General features: G+C 59.4%; 16 protein-coding genes and 1 pseudogene. 10 read left to right on the top strand and 7 right to left on the bottom strand.

Annotated elements, in window-relative coordinates; translation table 11 throughout:
• Positions 1–2: 2 nt before the first annotated feature.
• The 9 genes and pseudogenes from NL532_RS20945 to NL532_RS20910 all read left to right on the top strand — a co-directional run bounded on the left by NL532_RS20945 (position 3) and on the right by NL532_RS20910 (position 8441).
• Entirely contained in the window at positions 3–1007 is a 1005-nt protein-coding gene (locus tag NL532_RS20945; protein ID WP_050586906.1) for an ABC transporter permease, read from the top strand.
• Positions 1004–1786: an ATP-binding cassette domain-containing protein gene (locus NL532_RS20940; protein WP_023693351.1), complete on the top strand. Its 783-nt coding sequence runs from the start codon at positions 1004–1006 to the stop codon at positions 1784–1786. The genes NL532_RS20945 and NL532_RS20940 overlap by 4 nt, the downstream gene beginning before the upstream one ends.
• Before the next feature lie 10 nt (positions 1787–1796).
• Positions 1797–2972 carry an aldose 1-epimerase family protein gene (locus NL532_RS20935; RefSeq protein ID WP_023829481.1) on the top strand — a complete coding sequence of 392 codons (1176 nt, stop codon included), beginning with the start codon at positions 1797–1799 and terminating at the stop codon, positions 2970–2972.
• 118 nt (positions 2973–3090) lie between these two features.
• Positions 3091–4185, top strand: coding sequence for a fatty acid desaturase family protein (locus NL532_RS20930; protein ID WP_286487439.1), 1095 nt, complete (start codon positions 3091–3093; stop codon positions 4183–4185).
• Positions 4186–4212: 27 nt separating this feature from the next.
• Positions 4213–4390: pseudogene (locus NL532_RS20925) on the top strand (Rieske 2Fe-2S domain-containing protein); the annotation flags it as partial.
• An 85-nt stretch (positions 4391–4475) separates the two neighbouring features.
• Positions 4476–4868: a 3-methyl-2-oxobutanoate hydroxymethyltransferase gene (locus tag NL532_RS20920; RefSeq protein ID WP_502882007.1), complete on the top strand. Its 393-nt coding sequence runs from the start codon at positions 4476–4478 to the stop codon at positions 4866–4868.
• 105 nt (positions 4869–4973) lie between these two features.
• Positions 4974–5606 carry a DUF1194 domain-containing protein gene (locus NL532_RS32255; protein ID WP_081731021.1) on the top strand — a complete coding sequence of 211 codons (633 nt, stop codon included), beginning with the start codon at positions 4974–4976 and terminating at the stop codon, positions 5604–5606.
• 1509 nt (positions 5607–7115) lie between these two features.
• Positions 7116–7358 (top strand): hypothetical protein, encoded by a 243-nt coding sequence (locus NL532_RS20915; RefSeq protein ID WP_023829779.1) that lies wholly within the window; start codon positions 7116–7118, stop codon positions 7356–7358.
• A gap of 708 nt (positions 7359–8066) precedes the next feature.
• On the top strand, positions 8067–8441 hold the full coding sequence (locus NL532_RS20910) for a VanZ family protein (RefSeq protein WP_286487438.1): 375 nt from the start codon (positions 8067–8069) through the stop codon (positions 8439–8441).
• 659 nt (positions 8442–9100) lie between these two features.
• On the opposite strand, the gene NL532_RS20905 is transcribed toward NL532_RS20910, so the two are convergent.
• From NL532_RS20905 to NL532_RS20875, 7 genes are all read right to left on the bottom strand, one after another.
• Complete coding sequence (locus NL532_RS20905) at positions 9101–9373, bottom strand: hypothetical protein (protein WP_023708226.1); 273 nt, start codon at positions 9371–9373, stop codon at positions 9101–9103.
• A 691-nt stretch (positions 9374–10064) separates the two neighbouring features.
• Complete coding sequence (locus tag NL532_RS20900) at positions 10065–10817, bottom strand: hypothetical protein (RefSeq protein WP_286487436.1); 753 nt, start codon at positions 10815–10817, stop codon at positions 10065–10067.
• Positions 10818–10819: 2 nt separating this feature from the next.
• Entirely contained in the window at positions 10820–11269 is a 450-nt protein-coding gene (locus NL532_RS20895) for a TadE/TadG family type IV pilus assembly protein (protein ID WP_286487434.1), read from the bottom strand.
• 182 nt (positions 11270–11451) lie between these two features.
• Positions 11452–12333, bottom strand: a complete 882-nt coding sequence (locus NL532_RS20890; RefSeq protein WP_155923845.1) for an alpha/beta hydrolase — start codon at positions 12331–12333, stop codon at positions 11452–11454.
• Between the two features lie 128 nt (positions 12334–12461).
• A complete protein-coding gene (locus NL532_RS20885; RefSeq protein WP_196813878.1) occupies positions 12462–14639 on the bottom strand; it encodes a CapA family protein in 2178 nt (725 codons plus the stop codon).
• Between the two features lie 225 nt (positions 14640–14864).
• Entirely contained in the window at positions 14865–15317 is a 453-nt protein-coding gene (locus tag NL532_RS20880) for a hypothetical protein (RefSeq protein ID WP_023829570.1), read from the bottom strand.
• A 16-nt stretch (positions 15318–15333) separates the two neighbouring features.
• Complete coding sequence (locus NL532_RS20875) at positions 15334–17409, bottom strand: ATP-grasp domain-containing protein (RefSeq protein ID WP_196813877.1); 2076 nt, start codon at positions 17407–17409, stop codon at positions 15334–15336.
• 344 nt (positions 17410–17753) lie between these two features.
• On the opposite strand from NL532_RS20875, the gene NL532_RS20870 reads away from it, so the two are divergent.
• Positions 17754–19343 (top strand): hypothetical protein, encoded by a 1590-nt coding sequence (locus NL532_RS20870; protein ID WP_023723909.1) that lies wholly within the window; start codon positions 17754–17756, stop codon positions 19341–19343.
• The last annotated feature ends 9 nt before the right edge of the window (positions 19344–19352 follow it).

The raw sequence follows: 19352 nt of genomic DNA, 5'->3' as shown, positions 1-19352 counted from the left end.
ATATGGCAATCACAGCAGACGACGACACGCAGCGAGCGAAGGGCAGGTCTGCGCTGCTGCGTTCGCCGCAATTCTCCTCGCTCATCATCCTCATCGTGCTGCTCGTGGTTTTCGCCATCGCCGACGGCAACTTCCTGTCGCCGCTCAACATATCCAACATGATGGCGTTCCTGCCCGAGCTCGGCATCATCGCTCTCGGCATGACGCTGCTGCTGACGGCGGGCGAGTTCGATCTGTCGGTCGGCGCCGTGTTCGGCCTTGCGCCCGTCGTGGTGATGCTGCTGGTGCAGAATGGCGGTATCGACATCGGCGTCGCCCTCCTGGCCGGGCTTGTGCTGTGCATCGCGATCGGCGCCATCAACGGGCTGATCGTCACCAAGATCGGCATTTCCTCGTTCCTGGTCACGCTGTCGATGCTGCTCGTCGTGCGCGGCGCGGCGCTCTACATCACGCAGGGATTCCCCCTGAAGTCGTGGGACCAGCCCGGCTTCTTCGTCACGCTGCTTGCCGGCAGCTTCAATGTAGGCTCGTTCCGGTTCTACACCTCGCTCTGGTGGTTCATCGGCCTGTCGCTGCTGGCGATTTACATCCTGCGCTACGCCAAGCTCGGCAACTGGATCAGCGCCATCGGCAGCAACCGCAACGCAGCGGTGGCGCGCGGCGTGCCGGCCGACGCGGTCAAGATCTGGCTGTTCATCCTGACCTCGGTGGTGGCCGGGCTGGCCGGCATGATCAGCGCGTTCCGGATTTCGGCCGCCTCGCCGGTGGCCGGCACCGGCTACGAACTCGAAGTGATCGCCATGGTGGTGGTCGGCGGCACGGCGCTCACCGGCGGGCGCGGCACCATCCTCGGCACCATCGTCGGCGCGCTGATGCTGCGCGCCATCCGCAACGGCATCGTGCTGATCGGCGTGCCGGGCTTGGCATACAACATCTTCGTCGGCGTCATCATCCTCGCCATGCTCATCCTGCACGCTTTGCTGCAGAAGAACGCCGCAAGGAGCTGACGATGGAAGTGCTGCGTCTGCAAGACCTGCAAAAGTCCTTCGGCAACGTGCGTGCGCTGAAGAACGCCTCGTTCACCCTCAACGAAGGCGAGGTGGTTGCCCTGCTCGGCGACAATGGCGCCGGCAAGTCAACGCTGATCAAAGCGATCTCCGGCGTCTTCCCGGCCGACCACGGCGACATCTTCGTGCGCGGCGAGAAGGCATCGATCCGCTCGACGCGCGACGCGATGGACCTCGGCATCGAGACCATCCATCAGGACACATCGCTCGCGCCGGACCTCAGCATCGCGCGCAATCTTTTCCTGGGCCGGGAGCCGGTCAATTTCGGCTGGCTCGGCGTGTTCGCGCCGCTCGATCTCGCCAAGCTTCGCAACGCCGCCTCGGCGCTGCTGAAGCGGGTCGGCATTTCGAAAAAGCTCGATGCCGATGCACTGGTGAGCACGCTCTCGGGCGGTGAGCGGCAATCGATCGCGATCTCGCGCGCCATGCAGTTCGCCGCCAAGGTGATCATACTCGACGAGCCGACCAACAATCTTGGCGTCGAGGAAACCCACGGCGTGCTGCGCTTCGTCAAGGAGGTGCGCGACGCCGGCCACTCGGTGCTGCTCATCACCCACAACATCCACCACGTGTTCCAGGTCGCCGACCGCATCATCGTCATGCGCCGCGGCGAAATCGTCGCGGAACAGACGGTCGCCGACACCGACCTGTTGACGGTGGAAAGCATCATCACCGGCGCCGACATGTCGGCCTTGCTCAAGGAGGCGAGGGCAAAGTGAAGGACGTCGCATGGTAGAGCTTTACGGCAAGACGCTGTCGCGAAGGCAGGTGGCCGAGCGGTCCGGCATGCTGTCGCAGTTCGCCGGCGTGCGGCTGATGACGCTCGGCGACGGCGTGGAGCGCGGCATCCGGATGCTCGAGTTCCGCACCGGCTCCGGCCTGCGCTTCACGGCGCTGGTCGACCGGGCGCTCGATATCGCCGATTGCGACTTCCGGGGCCAGGCGATCGGCTGGCATTCGCCGAGTGGCTTTCGCCACCCCGGACTGCACGAGCATGAAGGGGAGGACGGTTTCGCCTTTGGCCGGTCGTTCTCGGGGCTGCTCGTCACCTGCGGCCTCGACCATATACTGGGCCGGCAAGACGTGCCGGCCGAAAGCTACAATTATCCGGGGCGCAAGCGGGTATTGCACTCGCTGCATGGCCGCATCGGCACCGTGCCGGCGCGGCTGACCGGCTACGGCGAGGCCTGGGACGGCGACCGCTGCGTGCTGTGGGCGGAAGGCATCGTCCAGCAGGCAACCGTGTTCGGCGAGGATCTCCATTTGCTGCGCCGCATCGAGGCCGATGTCGGCGGCAGCGAGATCCGGCTGTCGGACCGCGTCGTCAATCATGGTTTCAGCCGCACGCCGCACATGTATTTCTATCACGTCAATGTCAGCCATCCCTTGCTCGACGAGGGTTCGCGCTACCTGGCGCCGATCCGGGATGTCGTCTGGGCGGCGCACGCCGGCGATCGTTACGAGGCTCAGAAGGTCGGCTACCGAACCGTGCCGGCGCCGCAGCTGGGATTCAGCGAGCAGGTCTGGGAGCACGAGCTTGGCGCCGATGCGGCGGGCGAGGTGCCGGTAGCCGTCGTCAATGACCACCTGGGCCTCGGCTTCGAGGTCGTGACCCGCAAGGATCAGCTGCCCTGCACCTATCAGTGGCAGAACTTCCAGGCCGGCCTATATGCGTTGGGAATCGAACCCTCGACGCATCATGTTCTGGGCAATCTCGCCGCGCGCGAACGGGGCGAGATGATCTGGCTGGACCATGGCGAAAGCCGCTCCTATGACGCCGTGTTCCGGGTGCTCGACGGTGCCGGCCAGATCGCCGAAGCTGAAGCGAGGATAGCGTCGATCGCCCGGCAGCCGCAACAGGATTACCCTGCGCCGTCCGGCGCTTTTGCGAGACTGCAGGGGTGACCGGCTTGAAACACACGATCGGTTGCCGCGGCGGGCGGGAAGTGCGCCGGAATACGGAAGCAGGCGCGACCGGGCCGACCCCAGGCAGCCCTTGCGGAGCGCAGGCGGGAAAGCGGAGATGACGATGACGGCAAGCAGGAAGCGTGACTACAGCCTGGTCGGTGAAAGCACCAAACGCGCCATCGAGACCGGGCTCGCCTCGGCCGAGTGGTATCACACCGACGTGCCTCGCAAGGCCATGAAGGAGCTGATGCAGCGCTCCGACGGGCCGGCGATCCGCGACACGATCATCTGGGTCGCGGCGATCCTGCTGTCGGCCACCGGCATCGTATGGTTCTGGGGCACGTGGTGGGTGGTGCCGTTCCTGTTCGTCTATGGCGTGCTTTACGGCTCGTCGAGCGACTCGCGCTGGCACGAATGCGGCCACGGCACCGCGTTCCGGACGCGCTGGATGAACGATGTCGTCTACCAGATCTCAAGCTTCATGCTGATGCGCAACCCAGTGCAATGGCGCTGGAGCCATGCCCGCCATCACACCGATACCATCATCGTCGGCCGCGATGCCGAAATCGCCGTCATGCGCCCCCCAGATCTGCTGCGGGCGGCGCTCGCCTTCACCGGTATTCTCGATTTCCGCTATTCGCTGCCGGCGCTGGTGCGCCAGGCGTTCGGCAAGCTGTCCGATGAAGAGAAGAGCTATATCCCCGAGATGGAGCAGCACAAGGCGGTGATCGCTGCGCGCTGGCATGTCGCCATCTATGCGGCGACAGTCGGGCTGGCGTTGTTCACGTGGTCGCTGCTGCCGCTGGTGCTGATCGGCCTGCCGCGTCTCTATGGCAGCTGGCACATGGTGCTGACCGGCCTGCTGCAGCATATCGGCCTGGCCGACAATGTCGTCGACCACCGGCTGAACACGCGCACCGTCTACATGAACCCGGTCAGCCGCTTCATCTACTGGAACATGAATTACCACGTCGAGCATCACATGTTTCCGATGGTGCCCTACCATGCGCTGCCGAGGCTGCACGAGCTGGTCAAGCACGACCTGCCGGCGGCGAACCCGTCCATGTGGCATGCCTATCGCGAGGTCTGGCCGGTGCTGCTGAAGCAGCTGAAATATGAGGATTTCTATCTCAAGCGGAAATTGCCGCCGACAGCCAGACCCTATCGCGGCGAATTTCACCAGGTGGATATGTCGGCGGCCGCTGAATAGCGATAGCGAATTTTGCCGGAGCCGGAGATGGCTGACTGGATTGAAGCGTGCGCGGTGGACGACATCTCGAAAGAGGATGTCATCTGCTTCGATCCTCGCGGTTTGCCGCTCGCCCGATGACGAGTTGTTAGCCACCGACGGATATTGGACGCATGAGAGGGCGCATCTAGCCGAAGGGCTGGTGATCGACGACGTCATCGAATGCCTTGAAGCACATTGGCCGCCGACGCCGTCTAATGCAGCGCCGGCTATGCCACGACGAAGCGCATGGCTGATCTCGCCATCGGGTAATTGGCCATGTTCGCCTCATTCCTTCCCGCGCGACCTGGACCGGCGGGCTCAAGGCCGTCGGCAGGACAGCTGAGGCCGCCGTGCAAGCCTTCGAAGCGGGCAAGCAGTTGGAGGCGGCCGGCGCGATCGGCGCGGAAATCGAGATCGTGCGAATGGAGGTGGGGAAGGCGATTTCGGAGCGCACGCCACTGATCATGATGTCGGTGGGCGCGGGCACCGGCTGCGACGCGCAATATTGTTCGCCGAGCACATCCTCGGCCAGAATCGGGACACATGCTGCGCCACTAGAAAAGTCTATAGCAGCTCGCCGCGGATACTGGCGGAGGGTCTTTTTGATCTCTCGCGGGCGCGGGCGCCCTTCGTCATGGCGGGAGTTCCGCAGCGGAAAGTGACACGACGATATCACCCAAACGGGGGTTTCGAGGCGCGACGGCAACTGGAATATGGTGCCCTGGCAAGCGGCTCTTTCCGGGCCAGGATGAAATGGCGCGCAAGCAATGGCTGCGATGACGGGGCACTACAACGGATCGTGCGAGACCGCAGCGAATGAGGCATGTTCGCCACCTCCGGTTGCAACGAGCGGAAAATTTGCCGCCGACGTGAATGATGCTGTTAGCGTCAATACCGAAGGGGTCGGTCACCCAACTGCTACCACTGCCATGCGCATCATCCGCACCACCCTCGTTTTCATCGCTTTCCTCGTTCACACAACATCCCCACAAGCGCAGACAGCCGCTCCCCGGGTGGACCTATGCCTCGTCCTAGCGGCCGATATGTCCGCAAGCATCTCCTCCCAAACCGCCCGCATGCAACGAGAGGGACACGCGCAAGCCCTGACGCAGTCCGATGTCTTGTCGGCGATTGCCCGCACCCGCACAGGGCGGATCGCCGTCACCTATATCGAGTGGTCTAGTTATGGCACCGCCTACACTGTCCTACCTTGGCGCATCATAGGGAATGCGCGCGACGCGCGCGATGCGGCCGACGTGATCAGAGCCGGGGGCTACAACCCTGGCCAACATCCCATCGGTCTACTAGCCTTAGTTGGGCGGTCACCTTCGCCAGCGATAGCCTCGCCCACTGCCCCGCTACTCCCGACCGCTCCGTCATCGACATCTCAGCGCATCTGACCGCCAGCTATGCCTTCGTCATCGCTTTCCCGTATTTCGACCAGTATCCGATAAATTACGCCACGACCGTCACGGTGCCCCTGGTTGCCAGCTAGGATACGGCCGGCTTGGTTGAGTTGGCGGCCCTGTATTCAGCTTCCCAAGGCAATGCGTCGAATTCGGGCTTGTGCCCCGCTTCACGGTAGGCGGCCTGAGTGAGGAAACCTGCTTTGTCCCGCTCCACAACGCAGACAAACGGCGGATTCCCCGGGCACCTATAGACGCCTACAGCTTTTTCCATGCAACAGGTGTGCTACGGGTGCTCGAAGATGTCCTCCTTCATTGCGATGACAGAACAATAGAGAAGATCTAGCGGTCCGGCATCACTGAAGGGTGCGGGTTGGTAAATTCGTACAACTCTTTCATTGCGGAGAGAGTTTCGGCGAGCTTATTAATGTGTCGTTCGCCATTGCCTTTTCTGGGAGGCTGCGATGGTTGCAACGCCCATAGATATCGCTCGAGCGGCCACTACGGCCACCTTGCTGATGCGCCAGAAGTCCATGGCGGAACCCGCCACATTTCGCCGGGACATATCAATCGCGCAGGGCCATCCGAGCCTCACGCGAACTGCTGAAGCGCCTTCGTCAACGTCGTCACGACATGGCGCGAGGCTGGGAAGATGCCGACCCGTCTACTGTTGCCGTCTCCGCGTTCCAAGCCGACGTTCTCCGCTCTGCATTACGAGGCCTAGTAGGGGAAAGGGGTGCGCCTGAGCGTCAATGGCGCGATTTCGCTAAGGCCCTGGTGCGCAATTTCACTGGGTGCGAGCTGATCGAAACTGGCTTGGTGGATTGGATCGTCAGCAAGTAGCCGCTGCCCGCCAGCGGCCCAGCAGCCGTCTGCGGGGACTTTGCAGCGGGCGCGCTGGGCCTGACCGGTGGGGCGGTGTGGAATCCGCCGGCTGGCGAACGTATGCGCCTCCTCCCAACGCCAGCGAAACATCCAAACGAACGAGGCGATCTAACCGCGATCCAAGGCTAACACATAGGCCGATAGCAAAGGCTTATAATCGCTGAGAGAACGAAAATGGCCGACGCCATGGTTGGGGAACCCGGGTGGGTAGGCGCCGGCCACAAGCGGAACAGGCCCGCCGCAGCACACACATGGCTGATTTGTCATCACGTGGTTATGGTGTGATCGCGTAGGGCTAGACCAGCGGAACCTAGTAAACGCCGCTTAGTAAGCGATCCTCGACGCGATCGTTCATCGCCACGACGACTTGGGAAACTTGACGGTTGCAGCCCTCTGCCATGTCGAGCTCAAGTCATAAACACGGCCCTCCGATCATGAGCAGGCATGCGCCCATCCTACCATATCGCGCTCCCGGTTTCGCAAGGCGCAGCAGCAAGGGGGAGGCGACCAGAGCCGATGTGAAGGGGACTAGCCAAGCTAATATTCGCTTGCGCTAATTTAAATGTGCCGTAACGTCATGCTCAGCATTTTTGGGGAGGAGCAACGGTGGGGAGTATCATGAGAGTAGCTGTGTTTTGCGCGGCGATCGTGATCGCTGGGACTGGTGTCGCTATAGCCAAGGAGAAGAAGGTGGTGGTGAGTGACGCCACGGACCTTTGCTCTACGAAGCACTCTGCCAAGAAGCAGGTGCTCGAACTGGACTGCAGGCCGACCGGAACCGCCAAATTGCCGGCCGGTGGAACGCCGGAAAAGCCGCGCCTCGGATACGACACCGATCCGTGGCTGGTTAAAGGCCTTTAGACACTAGGCGACGGCAACACAGTGCGGCTAACGGGAATGTGCGCTGGCGGTGAAGCCTTCTTTGTTCTCTCGTCGGTGGAACATTGTCGCTTGGAAACGCTTCGGACGGTGCACTGCCCCATCAGTGCAACGTTCCCTTCCTTGTTTGCACTGGCCGGCTGCTGAAAGGTGGCCGGCTTTTTTGCATATAACCGCGACCTGATGTTTGAGGCTTGTTATTGGACAGCAGCGAGTGGCCCCTGCTGGCTTAGCGTCCAGGATTGGAATCTGTAAAGGCGAGATCACCGAGGCAGGGATGACCTAAATAACGTTTCGTCTGGTAGCCGCGACGCCGACGAAATTGAATTCAGAAGGGCGTCGGCCGGGCTGCACAGCGGGGCCAAGGCTGGAAAGAGTTCCGCTCCCGCCCAGCCGTGGCCAGCACGATACGCATCGCACCTGCGCGCAAGCGGTACCAATGGCTCGCCTATTCCGCCGCGCCTTTTCGGCAGGAAACCCTCGGCCTCATCACAATGGAGGGCGACATTCGCAGCGCCCTATGGAACCATCCAGAGTGACATAGGCTGTTTCATGGAACTTCCTGATGACATCAGGAGGTCTGTTAAGCATGCCAGTTGTTCGCGCTCGAAGCTCAGATGCAGGTTGGAGCTCTGCCTCCTGCACCAGTATGGCAAGCGAGAACTAGGAACCGGGAGTGCTACGAATAGATTGCCGCAGTCGAGCTTTTATCTGAGCATGGCAAGGGCTGCCTTTCTCTCCACGTTGGCAGTCGTCCTGCTGCTCGCGCTATTGCCAGACCACTTGCTGCACGCCCTCGGATTGGCCTTTACGTCTCATCACGACAAGCTCAACCACGCCGCCGCGTTCGCCACCTTGTCGGCTTTGGGTAGCCTCGGCTGGCCCCAACAGGTGGTCCGGCTGGCGGTTCTACTTGCTTTAACGGGCGCAGCGATCGAAATCCTTCAATGCGTCACAGGGCGTGACATGAGTGTCTTCGACTGGTTTGCCGACTGCGCCGGAATGGCATACGGGCTGAGAACCATGAGCTGGCTAAAGGAGATTCTAGGGGAACCGGTTATTTGATCGCCACAGGCTCCGCCTTACCGCCGCCGTCTTGGCCCACTTGCCAGCCTCACGCCCGGGGCCGCCTTCGAACCCTCGCTATTTTCAATTTCCGACGCAAAGGCCGACAGCAAGGCGAATGGGTTTCGGGCCGCTCACCATTTAGACTTAGGTCCGATTCTTTCAAGCAAATGGCCGAACCCGGAAACATTTCTCCTTGTACTTTGTTGCAGTGGCCGTGCCGCTGAGGAGAACATGCACAGTGCCTCTATCAAATGAACTGCGCGACGTACCTTTAGAATTCCAATGCCCCTCCTGTTCACGCCCTATGGTGAGAAGGGGATCCTGGCTGAAAACGATTGCCGGTTTCAAATGCGATAGCTGCAGGTCCAGAGTGCGGCTCGGCTACGAAGAGAAGCTGGCCATATTCGACCGGCACCTTAAGCGAGGCGCGCCGGATCTGGGCCGACGACCAATGGAGTGCGATCCCGGCAACGGTTCCTGAGAGTGTGTCGGCAATTCAAGCTCCAACTGCTTGCGGTCTGCCGCAAGTCCAAGCTTTCATCTGGTCGCAGGGTCAGGCGGCTCTTTCGTCCGTACGGAACCGATGATGGCGAGAGGTTTCGATGCGGTCGGAGCACCGAGCAGGTCGACACGTTTTTCGTAGCGACCACCAATCTCTAGCTGACCGCTTCGACGCTCTGACGAGGCGCGAGCAACTTGATCTTCAATAGTCTTTTTCGGGCCAGCATGCTCGCCGCCTCTGCGATACGGTCTCCGTAAGCATCGGCGACGAATGATAGCGTCGACAGGTCAATAATGAGGTCGTCGATCGCGCCCGCCAAGACACTGGACCCGCGCCCAAATTGATGCACCAGCGCCCGCACTTCCTTAAGTGCCGTCGAGGCTTCACCCGCATCCAGCAGCGCCTCGATGTCATCGAAAACCTGCATCCCGACCCTCCCGCTTTAAAACGGTGGCAATTTCGCGCGAAAAGAAAGCGCCTGCCAAGGTGCTCACGCTCGAAGGCGGCTATTCAGACAACAAGACAAACCCGGCTCACAAGCTGTCGAGCAGCAGTGCGCTCAATCGTCGCCGTTTGGCGGGCCTGACCGTCCCGGCCTTCAGGGCGCCGGAACTGCAGAGCGCTCAAATAGGACCCTCGCTAACGGAGAGCCGCCCAAACACGGCCACGTGGCCTCGTCCGAAACCCACTTATGGAACGCGGCGATACGAGGGTCGGTCCAGCAATCTTTTCTGCAACACAAATGATGAGCCTCCGTGTCGTCATCGCAAATCAGAAGCATTCTCAAAAAGCCCACGCGGAAATCGCTCCTCAAGCCGGGAAATGCGCTCGACTTGGTTAAGAAGCAACTACTACGATGACCAGAAAGAAGAGACCGATGGCCGTCTAGAGCAGCGAGGGCTAGAGGTCTTTGCAAATACCATCGTCAGCTTGCTGCAACTCGCTCGGGTTCGCAGTCTCGGCGAATGCTGCAAAGGCGCGTAGATCGGTGAAAACGACGGTCACCCCGCGACGGTGACTTTAGAAGCGGGTCGCATTCCGTTAAGGACTGCGTTTGAGAGTTCGCTAACTCAGCCGGAAGGGCACCTTCGAAGCTACGAACCGGGTACCGTCTCCATCTATTGCAGCAACGCGATTGCTGCGTCTCCGAGACCCTTTGGTGGGGTGCCGCTGTAGCCATCCAGGTTGACGCTCGAATCTCCATTGTAAGAGAATTGCCAAGCAACAATCCATCCCAGGCCGGTAGCCAACTTCTTGTCATTGCTCCCTTTCATTTTAAGGTGGTGCATTGGCAAGTATATTGTGCCAGTTATCGAGTAATTCTTATTTATTGTAAGCGATATAGCCGGCAACAATGGTAAGGCGGTACGCGATCCGAAGATGGCAATTCCGGTATAAACGCCGCTTGTAGGAGCGGAAAGTTCCATGGCGCCGTTACCACCTGCCTGTATGATGCTGGACTTGGAATCGACAAATATGGTGACTTCCTTGCCTGTGATTTTCGCATTGTTGCTGATGCCGACTATCGCATTGTGAAAGTAGTGAACGCCTGGGGAAAGCACTATTTTTCCACCGAAGTCGATGCTTCCGCAGAACACCCGCCCGGCCGGAATGGTGACATCCGAGAGCGCCTGGTTGCTGTAGTCGCAACCGGTCGGGGGAACCGGTTCTGGTGTGCTGACAAGTGGGTCGGCGAGGAAGGGCTGGTTCGTCTTCGGGGAAACGCTGTATCCGCCGCCTTCGTAATTGCCGACTACCGAGATTTTTGTCGCGGCGATTTTGCCGGCCCCAACGTGTCTCAGTGCTTCGGGGCTGGAAGAATTTACCTGAATGCCACAATTTGGCACCGACACCTTTCCTAAACCGGTCACACTCAGCGCTCCGGTTGACTCTGGATCGAGAGCATAGATGCAATACTCCGGGGGGCCTTTCGTGCCTTTGCCGTGACGTGAAGGCTGATCGCCTGAATGCCGGCAAGATTCATAAAGTCCGTCGGCATTGTTGCGGCGATTTCAACTGCTGCCTCCCGCGACACGGGAGTCGGCGTTGTGATGTCGACTTCAACCACCGCTCCCACCGCAAAAGAGCCGTTACCAAGCGCAATGTTCTTGGCGGCCGCGACGGCTTCCTCGTCTCCACCGTCGCTCTCTATAGCTGCCAGAGCCGCTGAATCGGCCAATTCTTGCAGTCTGGACTTCCAGGTGACGGCACTGGTAAGGTCAATGGCCACGCCCAAGACCAAGCATAGCGGTAGCGCCACCAACGCCGCTGCCACGGCAAAGTTTCCGCTCCTATCGAGCAGCAGGTCCTTCAGCTTTCGCATTGAGATGCCCTCGCAGGGAAGCAGGCTAGATCGAATCGCGTTTAAACTTTGCTAAATTAGAATATCCTAATTAAATTGCGTGCCGCCGCAGGCTGCGCAAACTTTGGCCAAGCGACTCGCGCTAGGCTATCTCGCTCATCGAGGTATCTACATCTTGCCGAGCTACAGGACCGCAGATCCCGCTATTTGAGTCCGAATGCGCTAGCTGCCTGATCCGAACCCAACATATCCATTGCCGAATGCCCGACGCCCGGCAAGATCACAAGACGCCAGTTAAAGGGCCACCCGTTGGCGCTCGCGACAGCTTGCGCTAACTCGTATGTGTACTGGCCCCGTTCCAGGCGTGTCGCTCCCTGGCGCATAGCGGCCGCGCCTTCGTTCAGCTCGGCATCGCCTGTATCCTCTTCTCCAAGATAGATCGTCAGCGGCAAGGCCAGATACGCTTCCATCTCCTCGATGGCTTGATCCGGCGTATAGACGCATCCCGAGGAGACGCAGCCGAGCCCGTAGGCCACGGATTCCGCCAGCGAGGGCAGAACATATGATGATGGGTTGGCAACCACCAATCTCTTCGCGTCGGCCAAGGCGAACGCGGCAACACGAGACGTAAATTGGCCGCCGGCGGAATGTCCGAAAAGGTAATACTGCGCGTTCGGCAATCCCTCTCGTGACCTCGCCCAGTTCACCAGGCCCTTCACATACCAGACGGTCCATCGTTCTCGCGGCTGAATAGCGCCGCTGTTGACGATCCCCCCACGTTGATAGCTCCAGCTTGGGAACCTTTCCAAGTCAAAGAGTGGCGCCATGACGATCAGGCAGTTTCGATCAGCGAGAGACTGCGCATAATCCCTGTAGGAAGACGCCGTTCGGCTCAACCCATGGAAGACGAACAGAATCGCGGGATTGCTGCAGCTCTTTGGGTGGTAGGTATAGACCGTCAGCTTCGTCCCGTTGATGGTTGCTGTGGTCGTACCCTTGCCCACCTTCCAGGCAAGCACCGGGCCTGAGTAAACCAGGCTGCAGGCCATCACCGCCGCAGTCAACAGACGGATTGGAAATCGCACCTGCCCCTCCTTATGACGATTGGCATGATGCCATAGTTCATTAGAGACTTCTAAACAAATCAAAACCGCCTGGGCGGTAAAGACTTCGTTTCAGTCATGGGGACTTGGCGCTTGCCGAAGGCTGGCCGTCAGCACGAGGGGATAGACAATTTGAGGCATCTGTCCTGGACATCGGCTACTGCACTGCCCAGTCCAGGCGACAAATCGAGCAGCCGATCGATCGTCGCCCGCCCGGCCGCCCCTCCCATTATTTTTGGTTGGTAGTCGAGGCGCGGATCTCTGTTTTGAGCGTAAACGGGGTATATATCCAGACCTATCTGCCGCGCACCAAAGTGGAAGCACGGCAAGATAGACTCACCCCGGCTGCTTCCTGACCCAAAGGCGAAATTGCCGACACTGTATAGTATCGGCCGATCTTTATAGATCTCGATCGGCTGGAGGATATGTGGATGATGGCCGATGACGGCGTCGGCGCCGAAGTCGATAAACTGCCGTGCTTTCACGCGGTCTTGCTCGGCAGGATGGCGCTGGTATGTAATATCGCCCCAGTGCACCATCACGGCGATCCGATCGACCAACGGCCGCAGCCGTGCGAGATCTCTCTCGACGAGTTCGGGAAGATCCTGGGCGGAGCCCGGGAGGTCGTCACGAGCCGCCGTTCGGTCGTTCCAGTAATATCCGAGCAGTCCGATGCGGATATCCACGCCGTCAAAAATCGCCGGATCGTGGGCCGAGTTCTGGTCCCTACCGCCACCGTACGGTTTGATAGAATGTCGCTCCAGCGTCTCCAGCGTCTCAACTACGCCGCTTGGGCCGCAGTCCCGAATGTGATTGTTCGCAATGGTCATGGCCGCGAAGCCGGCGCGGCGTAAGACCGGGGCCGATTTGGGGTCGACCTTATATGAGTATTTCCGAGTGGTGTCCAACCGCTCGGATGTGGAGGCGAACGGTCCTTCAAGGTTTCCCGTTATTAGCGCGCTGCGCCTGAAGATCGGCTTGACCCAAGCGAGGGGGTAGTCTGGGCCGAACCTGCGAATACGATGGCGCATCCGCATGCCTGTCATGACGTCTCCCACTGCGGCGAGATGGTATGGGGCGGTGATAGACGACGAGAGGAACAGTTCAAGTTGGTCCGGGTCGAGGAGATCGCCATCGTCCGGAATTATGACTTCCGGAAACTTTTCGCGAATTTTGGCAACATGGCGCTGCACGTCTAGAGAGCCGCTGAGGCGGTGAGGGAGAGGCGGAACTGACGGCGCGAGCAGCATGTCGGTCACAAGCGAACTAAAACCGATCCCGCGCTTCTCGAAGATCTCCCGGATCGGCGTTTTGTAAAGCCCGCCGGACGCCACGCTGTCCGTATGAAGAAGGCACGAGACAAAGCTGCGTGGTGATGATCTGATCGACCTGGTTTTGACCCGGGAGGGAGCGAAGGGGCTGTCAGAAAGTCGCCCAAGCTCCAAAAGGGCACCAACAACCAACTCCATGCAGGCAAATTCGTGCCCGAGAAATACTTTGTGCAGATCCCACATCGCCCCCGCGAGGGCTTGTGCGACCAGCGCCTCCTGCGGCTGCATTTCGTCATCGTCAATGCGGGTCTCATTGGCAAGGCTGCCCGCAGGCACAAACTCAGCATCGTGACGAGCGTGCCAGCACCCGACGTGGGGGCTCGATAGCATGGAGGCGGCCAGATAAGTGCTCACGGCATATTCAAGGGCACCCGGTCTGCTGAACGCGGCACGCGGTGCACGCAACCTGTCGGCCTGCACATCAGCGGTATGACGCACGACGTGAAGCCCGAACGCCTGGTATATTTTGCCGGCGTCGTGGGATGGGTCGCAGCGATAGGTGCCGCCTGAAATTCGTGGCAGCCACCCTTCCGCGGTGACCCCGTGCCCCGGACCGAAAAGTAACTCTCCGCAAAGCGGAATTGAAAAGTCGTCGAGATTTTCCGTTCTTGCTGGGTAACGATATCTGGCCCCTTTGACCGGCACCCAGCTGCTGGTGTCCTCAGGACTGCCCGGTCGTGGGCTCGGCCGACGTGCATTGACGATCGCCCTGACTTTCGGCAGGGAGCCTATTCCAGATGAACGAAGTGCATCGTTGATGCGCTGGCTCATCAAGGAGACGTGGTAGTAGACGTTGACCTGGCCAAAGCCCGCGGCGGCCTCGCGGCTTTCCCATCCACCGCAATCGCCATCGCCGGACGGCTTGAAAGAAAAATTGCCATACTCGTCGGGCGACACCTCGCCCATCTGGCCAGTCGGCCAATCCTCTTCCATGCCTGGATGGCTGATGACGTCCACGTACCGCCCCCGCAGGCCCCGCCTTCCAGCGAGCTGGGAAAGATAGGGCAATTCGACGTCCGCCAGATACACGCGGCCGCCGGTGAAGTCCGAGTCACATGGCTCCCAGACGTAAACAGAGCCAGTCGCCATATTTACTCCCTTGTCGAGCTTGCTGCTTTCGCCGTCATGCCGTGCGCAAAGCAGTAACTGCTGCCCCGAGGTGCCTTCACCCTCGCTTTCCCGTCAATGCGTGTCTATCCGACTACTGTCTTTTTTCTTGTTCCCGGTCGACCCATTGCGGGCACCTGATGCGTCAGTAGCCTCGCCAAGCTCCCGCCGTGCATTGTCCAGCACTTCCGAGAGCAATCCCTCACCGATCAGCTTGAGTTCTTTCGCGACCACATTCGATTTTGTGAGCGGCCATTTGTCTAGCGACGCTGCGCGCACGAAGCCATACGCCGACGGCATGCGGACCATCAGCCAGCCCAGGTTCACCATCTCCGCAGTGAACTCCCGCACAAATTTTGCCCCCCCTATACGACGCCCGGTCAAGCGCCTGAATGTCTTGTAAGACATCCTTACACGGGTTCTAGGCTCCCCCGCCTTGTTCTTGGTGCGTTGCAGGGCCAAGGCGACGAGTGCTGCCGCGTCGCCTTGCGAAACATTTGGTGTCGCAGTCGCTGAAACAGTATCCATGAACGCTACTCCCTTTTTACCTCAGCAGAGAAACTCCTGCCTGCTGGTGAACTCCATTTGCGTAAGGTCGATTCGAAGGTGGCGACTCCACCTCATCAAACCATGCATCCCGTTTTGCCAGATACGAAATTGCCATTGCATGCATTGCAGCCTTGAGCTGCGGCGGTCGCGACGCAAACGTGGCAGGTTCCGAAACCAGCTCGCCAGATCCCGATGCAAGCGTCATCTTGGGTCCGGACCCATCGGTGCTCCACCGCATCGATAGAGCCAATCCACCGCGTTGTAGATGTCGCCGCAAATCAGGGCCAAGCTCAGTCTCGGCACTTGTCAGAATCAATCTTTCAACAGGCAGCGCCGACAACGCCTGGCGGGATCCGAAATCCTCATTGTCGACGATAAAACAGCCACGGTTACCGGCGTTCAAAACTGCTTTGGCCAGGTTTTTGAGAATCTCGCAATTCTCGACGTCCGTCGCCGTCACCGACACGGCGTGGCAAGCGCCCAGACCAAGACCGTTCTCCGAGATTCTTGCTGGAGAAGCGGCATAAACCAGTGCTTCCAATAAAGGATCCCTGGCCAGCATTTGCGGGGTTGCCCGCTGGCTGAATCCTTGTGGTGCGGTGTTGATGTAGGCGCCTTTCTTCGACAAGAGGCCGATGCTCCGCCCCTCTGCCATGAACCGGTGCTCGATTGCTTTTGCCACCATGCTGGTATGCCGGTCGCCAAGGACGAGCACCGTGGCAACTTCCGATGAAGCCGGATCGTCGTACATATTGGCCAGGATTATCTCGCTCACATCCCTTGCCGTGCCGGCCCGCGGCCAAAGATGAAACTCGATCCCTGGTCTAGCGTTCACCTCGATGACAGTGCACCCGACATCTTTGTGAGATTGCGCAATGTCGGGCATGATCAGATCCAACCCGGCAATACTGAGCCCAATGACCCTGGCGATACGTTCACATAGCTTATGATTGTCCGGATGGACGGAATTTGTAACGTCGACCGGTACGCCTCCGCGTGCGAGGTGACCGTTTGGTCGCAGAGCCACCTGCTGCCCGGCAATGGGGATAGTCTCCATCGTAAGATGGTGCAATGACAGGTGTCTAAGCAGGTCGTCGTCGATTTCCAGACGCGACAGACGCCTGCCGTCCCTGTCGGGTTCCCGATTCAAACCATCGATCAAATGACGCAGCGTTTTTTCGCCGTCGCCAATAACCTGCGGCGGGCAACATAGGACTGCCGCCACGACACGAAAATCAACAATCGTCGCTCGATACTCCGGGCCGGCGATGAACTCTTCTACCAGCACGCCATACCGTTCAGACTGAGCCACCTGGCACGCTATGTCGAACGCGGCTTCAACAGCGCGGCGTCCCCGCAGCTTGACTGAAACTCCGCGCCCCTGATTGCCTTGGGCGGGTTTCACCACCACAGATTTGCCCAGCTGCTTGGCGGCAGCGACCGCCTCGGATTTGCTGCGAACCGTAAGCTGGCGCGGTACGGGCAAGCCGGCCTGCGCTAAAAGCCTGTTGCCCAGCCTCTTGTCGAGGGCCACTTTCGCCGACGCAAACGATGTCGAACCGGATATCGTTGAGAAGAGCTGCTTTTGGTTTTTGCCTTGGCCGAGACGAAGATGGTTGCGCGCGACAAACTCGAACGGGATGCGGTTCCTCTTGGCGGCCGCAACCAGCACTGCGGTCGAATTTGAAAGTCGCCGTTTCTTTGCTCTTTCCAGGTTCGATTCCCGTGCGAGGGAATACTTCGATGTGGCATCACCATCTCGCGTTGCCTCGCTGACCGCATCAACGACAGCCGCCGCGGCCGCGCGCGACATTTGCGAGTCGTCCGACTCCCAGACGATCACTGAATTGCTCTCGGACGGATCGCTCACCAACGTGGCCACAGTTGGAAACGAATAAAAATTCATCGCGCGGCGAAGCTCGAGGTCCGCGGCCAGGATCGCATCAGCAAGATACGAAGCTACCAAAGCATCCTGCTCGCATTCCGGAAAGAGACCGGAAAGCACCAATCGGACCTCATCAGTAAAACCGGACACGCGGGCAGTAGCCAGTTGCCCCAAATTCAGCGTCAATTTAACGACTGTATTCGCGTTATACACGTTGAGGCCGGATAGCGTCTTGAACCCGGTGATCTCAAACGGCTTTAATTCCCCAACTGGGCATACTATAGCCATACATTTTGCCCCCCGAATTAACCTTCCGTCTGCTTTACGAAAGGTTCCTGCCTCCATCGCTTGCGCGCAACCCTCAGTTATATTATGGTTAGCTAATGGTTAAGGCAACAAAAAATAAAAGAAGGTTGGAGCCAGAGGAAAATAAAACTTAAATAAAGTTTTAGGCAAAAAGACTAGGACTGCGTAATTGAAGTAGCGTTGGGGTGGGTATCATGTCTGTTTGTAGAATTCAGCGCGGGCGCATGAAGAAAGCCAAGCGTTCGTTCGCGACTCGCCGGGTCGCGGCCTCGCATATGCGTACGTTGATCACAGGTTCCTTGCAGCCGGTCGCAGGCGATCTTGTCCTGGCTCGTGTGGACAAACTCGGCAATCACAGCAGATTGGAGCTGATCAACGGGAGAAAGGCGATCATGTTTCCCGGCGATGAGATAATCATTTGCTATGGAAACAGATACGCACCGGACCAGTTCGAAGCTGTTATTGGCCCTGATCTCGGACCATGTGACCTAGTGGCGGGGGGAGGCATCGCAGCGTGTGAGCTTTCCAGACATGATCGCATGATCGCGCCAACGAAGATCACCCCTCTCGGACTGATCGGGGACAAGTTCGGTCGCCGATTGAATGTTTGGGATTACAAGGTCAGCTCCGACGACCTTCGCCCCTCTCTGCCGATTGTCCTGTCGCTGGGAACATCCATGAACGCGGGAAAGACATTGACGGCGACGTCGTTAGTAAGAGGTTTCAAAAGAGCAGGGCTTAAGGTTGCCGCGCTGAAGATTACCGGAACCGGGTCCGGTGGCGACACCTGGATTGTGCGCGATGCGGGCGCTGACATCGTTCTTGATTTCACCGACGCCGGGTTTGCAACCACTTATCTTGCCTCGGTGGAAATGATCGAAAAGGGCGCTTTCCGCCTGCTGAACCATGCAGCCGAAAATGGATGCGACGTTGCTGTCATCGAGATTGCCGACGGGCTGCAGCAGAAGGAAACGTCCGAGTTAATTCTGGCGGAATCATTTCGCAGCATGGCTCTTGGCACAATATTCGCGTCCTACGACGCGATGGGTGCAAAGTATGGAGTGGATACGTTGCGCGCTGCCGGCCACAAGGTGCTGGCCATCAGCGGCAGACTTGGCCGATCACCGCTTGGCGTGAGAGAGGCTGAGGAAGCTACCGGGCTGCATTGCTATTCCCCGTGGGATCTCCAGGATGGCGCGCTCGGTCCTGTGTTTAGGGCCCGCGCTGCGGAAAAACTGTCCAATGGACAGAGCAACAACCCGTACCTGCGGCGCATTGCGGCATCGTCGGAGGCAGCCATGCCGCTCGGCGTGGATCGAGCCCATTCTCACCAACTCCGGATTGATTTCTTGGCAAAGGTCGCGCGCGAGTTGATTGTAGCCGAACTGGGAGAAGTAAATGCCAATGGCAGCCTGGCGACGTGGCCCAGTCCATTCGGAAGCATCTTGGTCACTCTGCCTGAGCGGCCTTCCCAGGGTTCCCAGGGTTCTATCCCCACATTCATGTCGGTGCAGGCGCCCGCGGAACTAGTAGAGGCAGCAGTGCTGGCAAAAAGCCGCGGTGCCCTCAAGTCGTCGCTCGGCGGCATCGTGCAGGCCCTCGGCTGCGCTCCGCTCCCGGCTGCCCGGATGTCCTACCTGCTGAACGAAACCTGGTCAATGTTTGAGGCGGCCGATCATCACGATAGACCTCTGCAAAACGCACTTGAGGCGCCGCCGTTGGATGCTCATGATGACATTGATGCGGTGATCATGAATTTCTCTGGCCTCTTCAATGAGCATTCTGATCAGCACGCTCCCCTTGGACGCGCGTGAAAGACGGTG

This window comes from Mesorhizobium sp. C120A, assembly GCF_030323105.1.
GTDB lineage: Bacteria > Pseudomonadota > Alphaproteobacteria > Rhizobiales > Rhizobiaceae > Mesorhizobium.
This window is presented reverse-complemented; position numbering and strand designations above follow the sequence as displayed.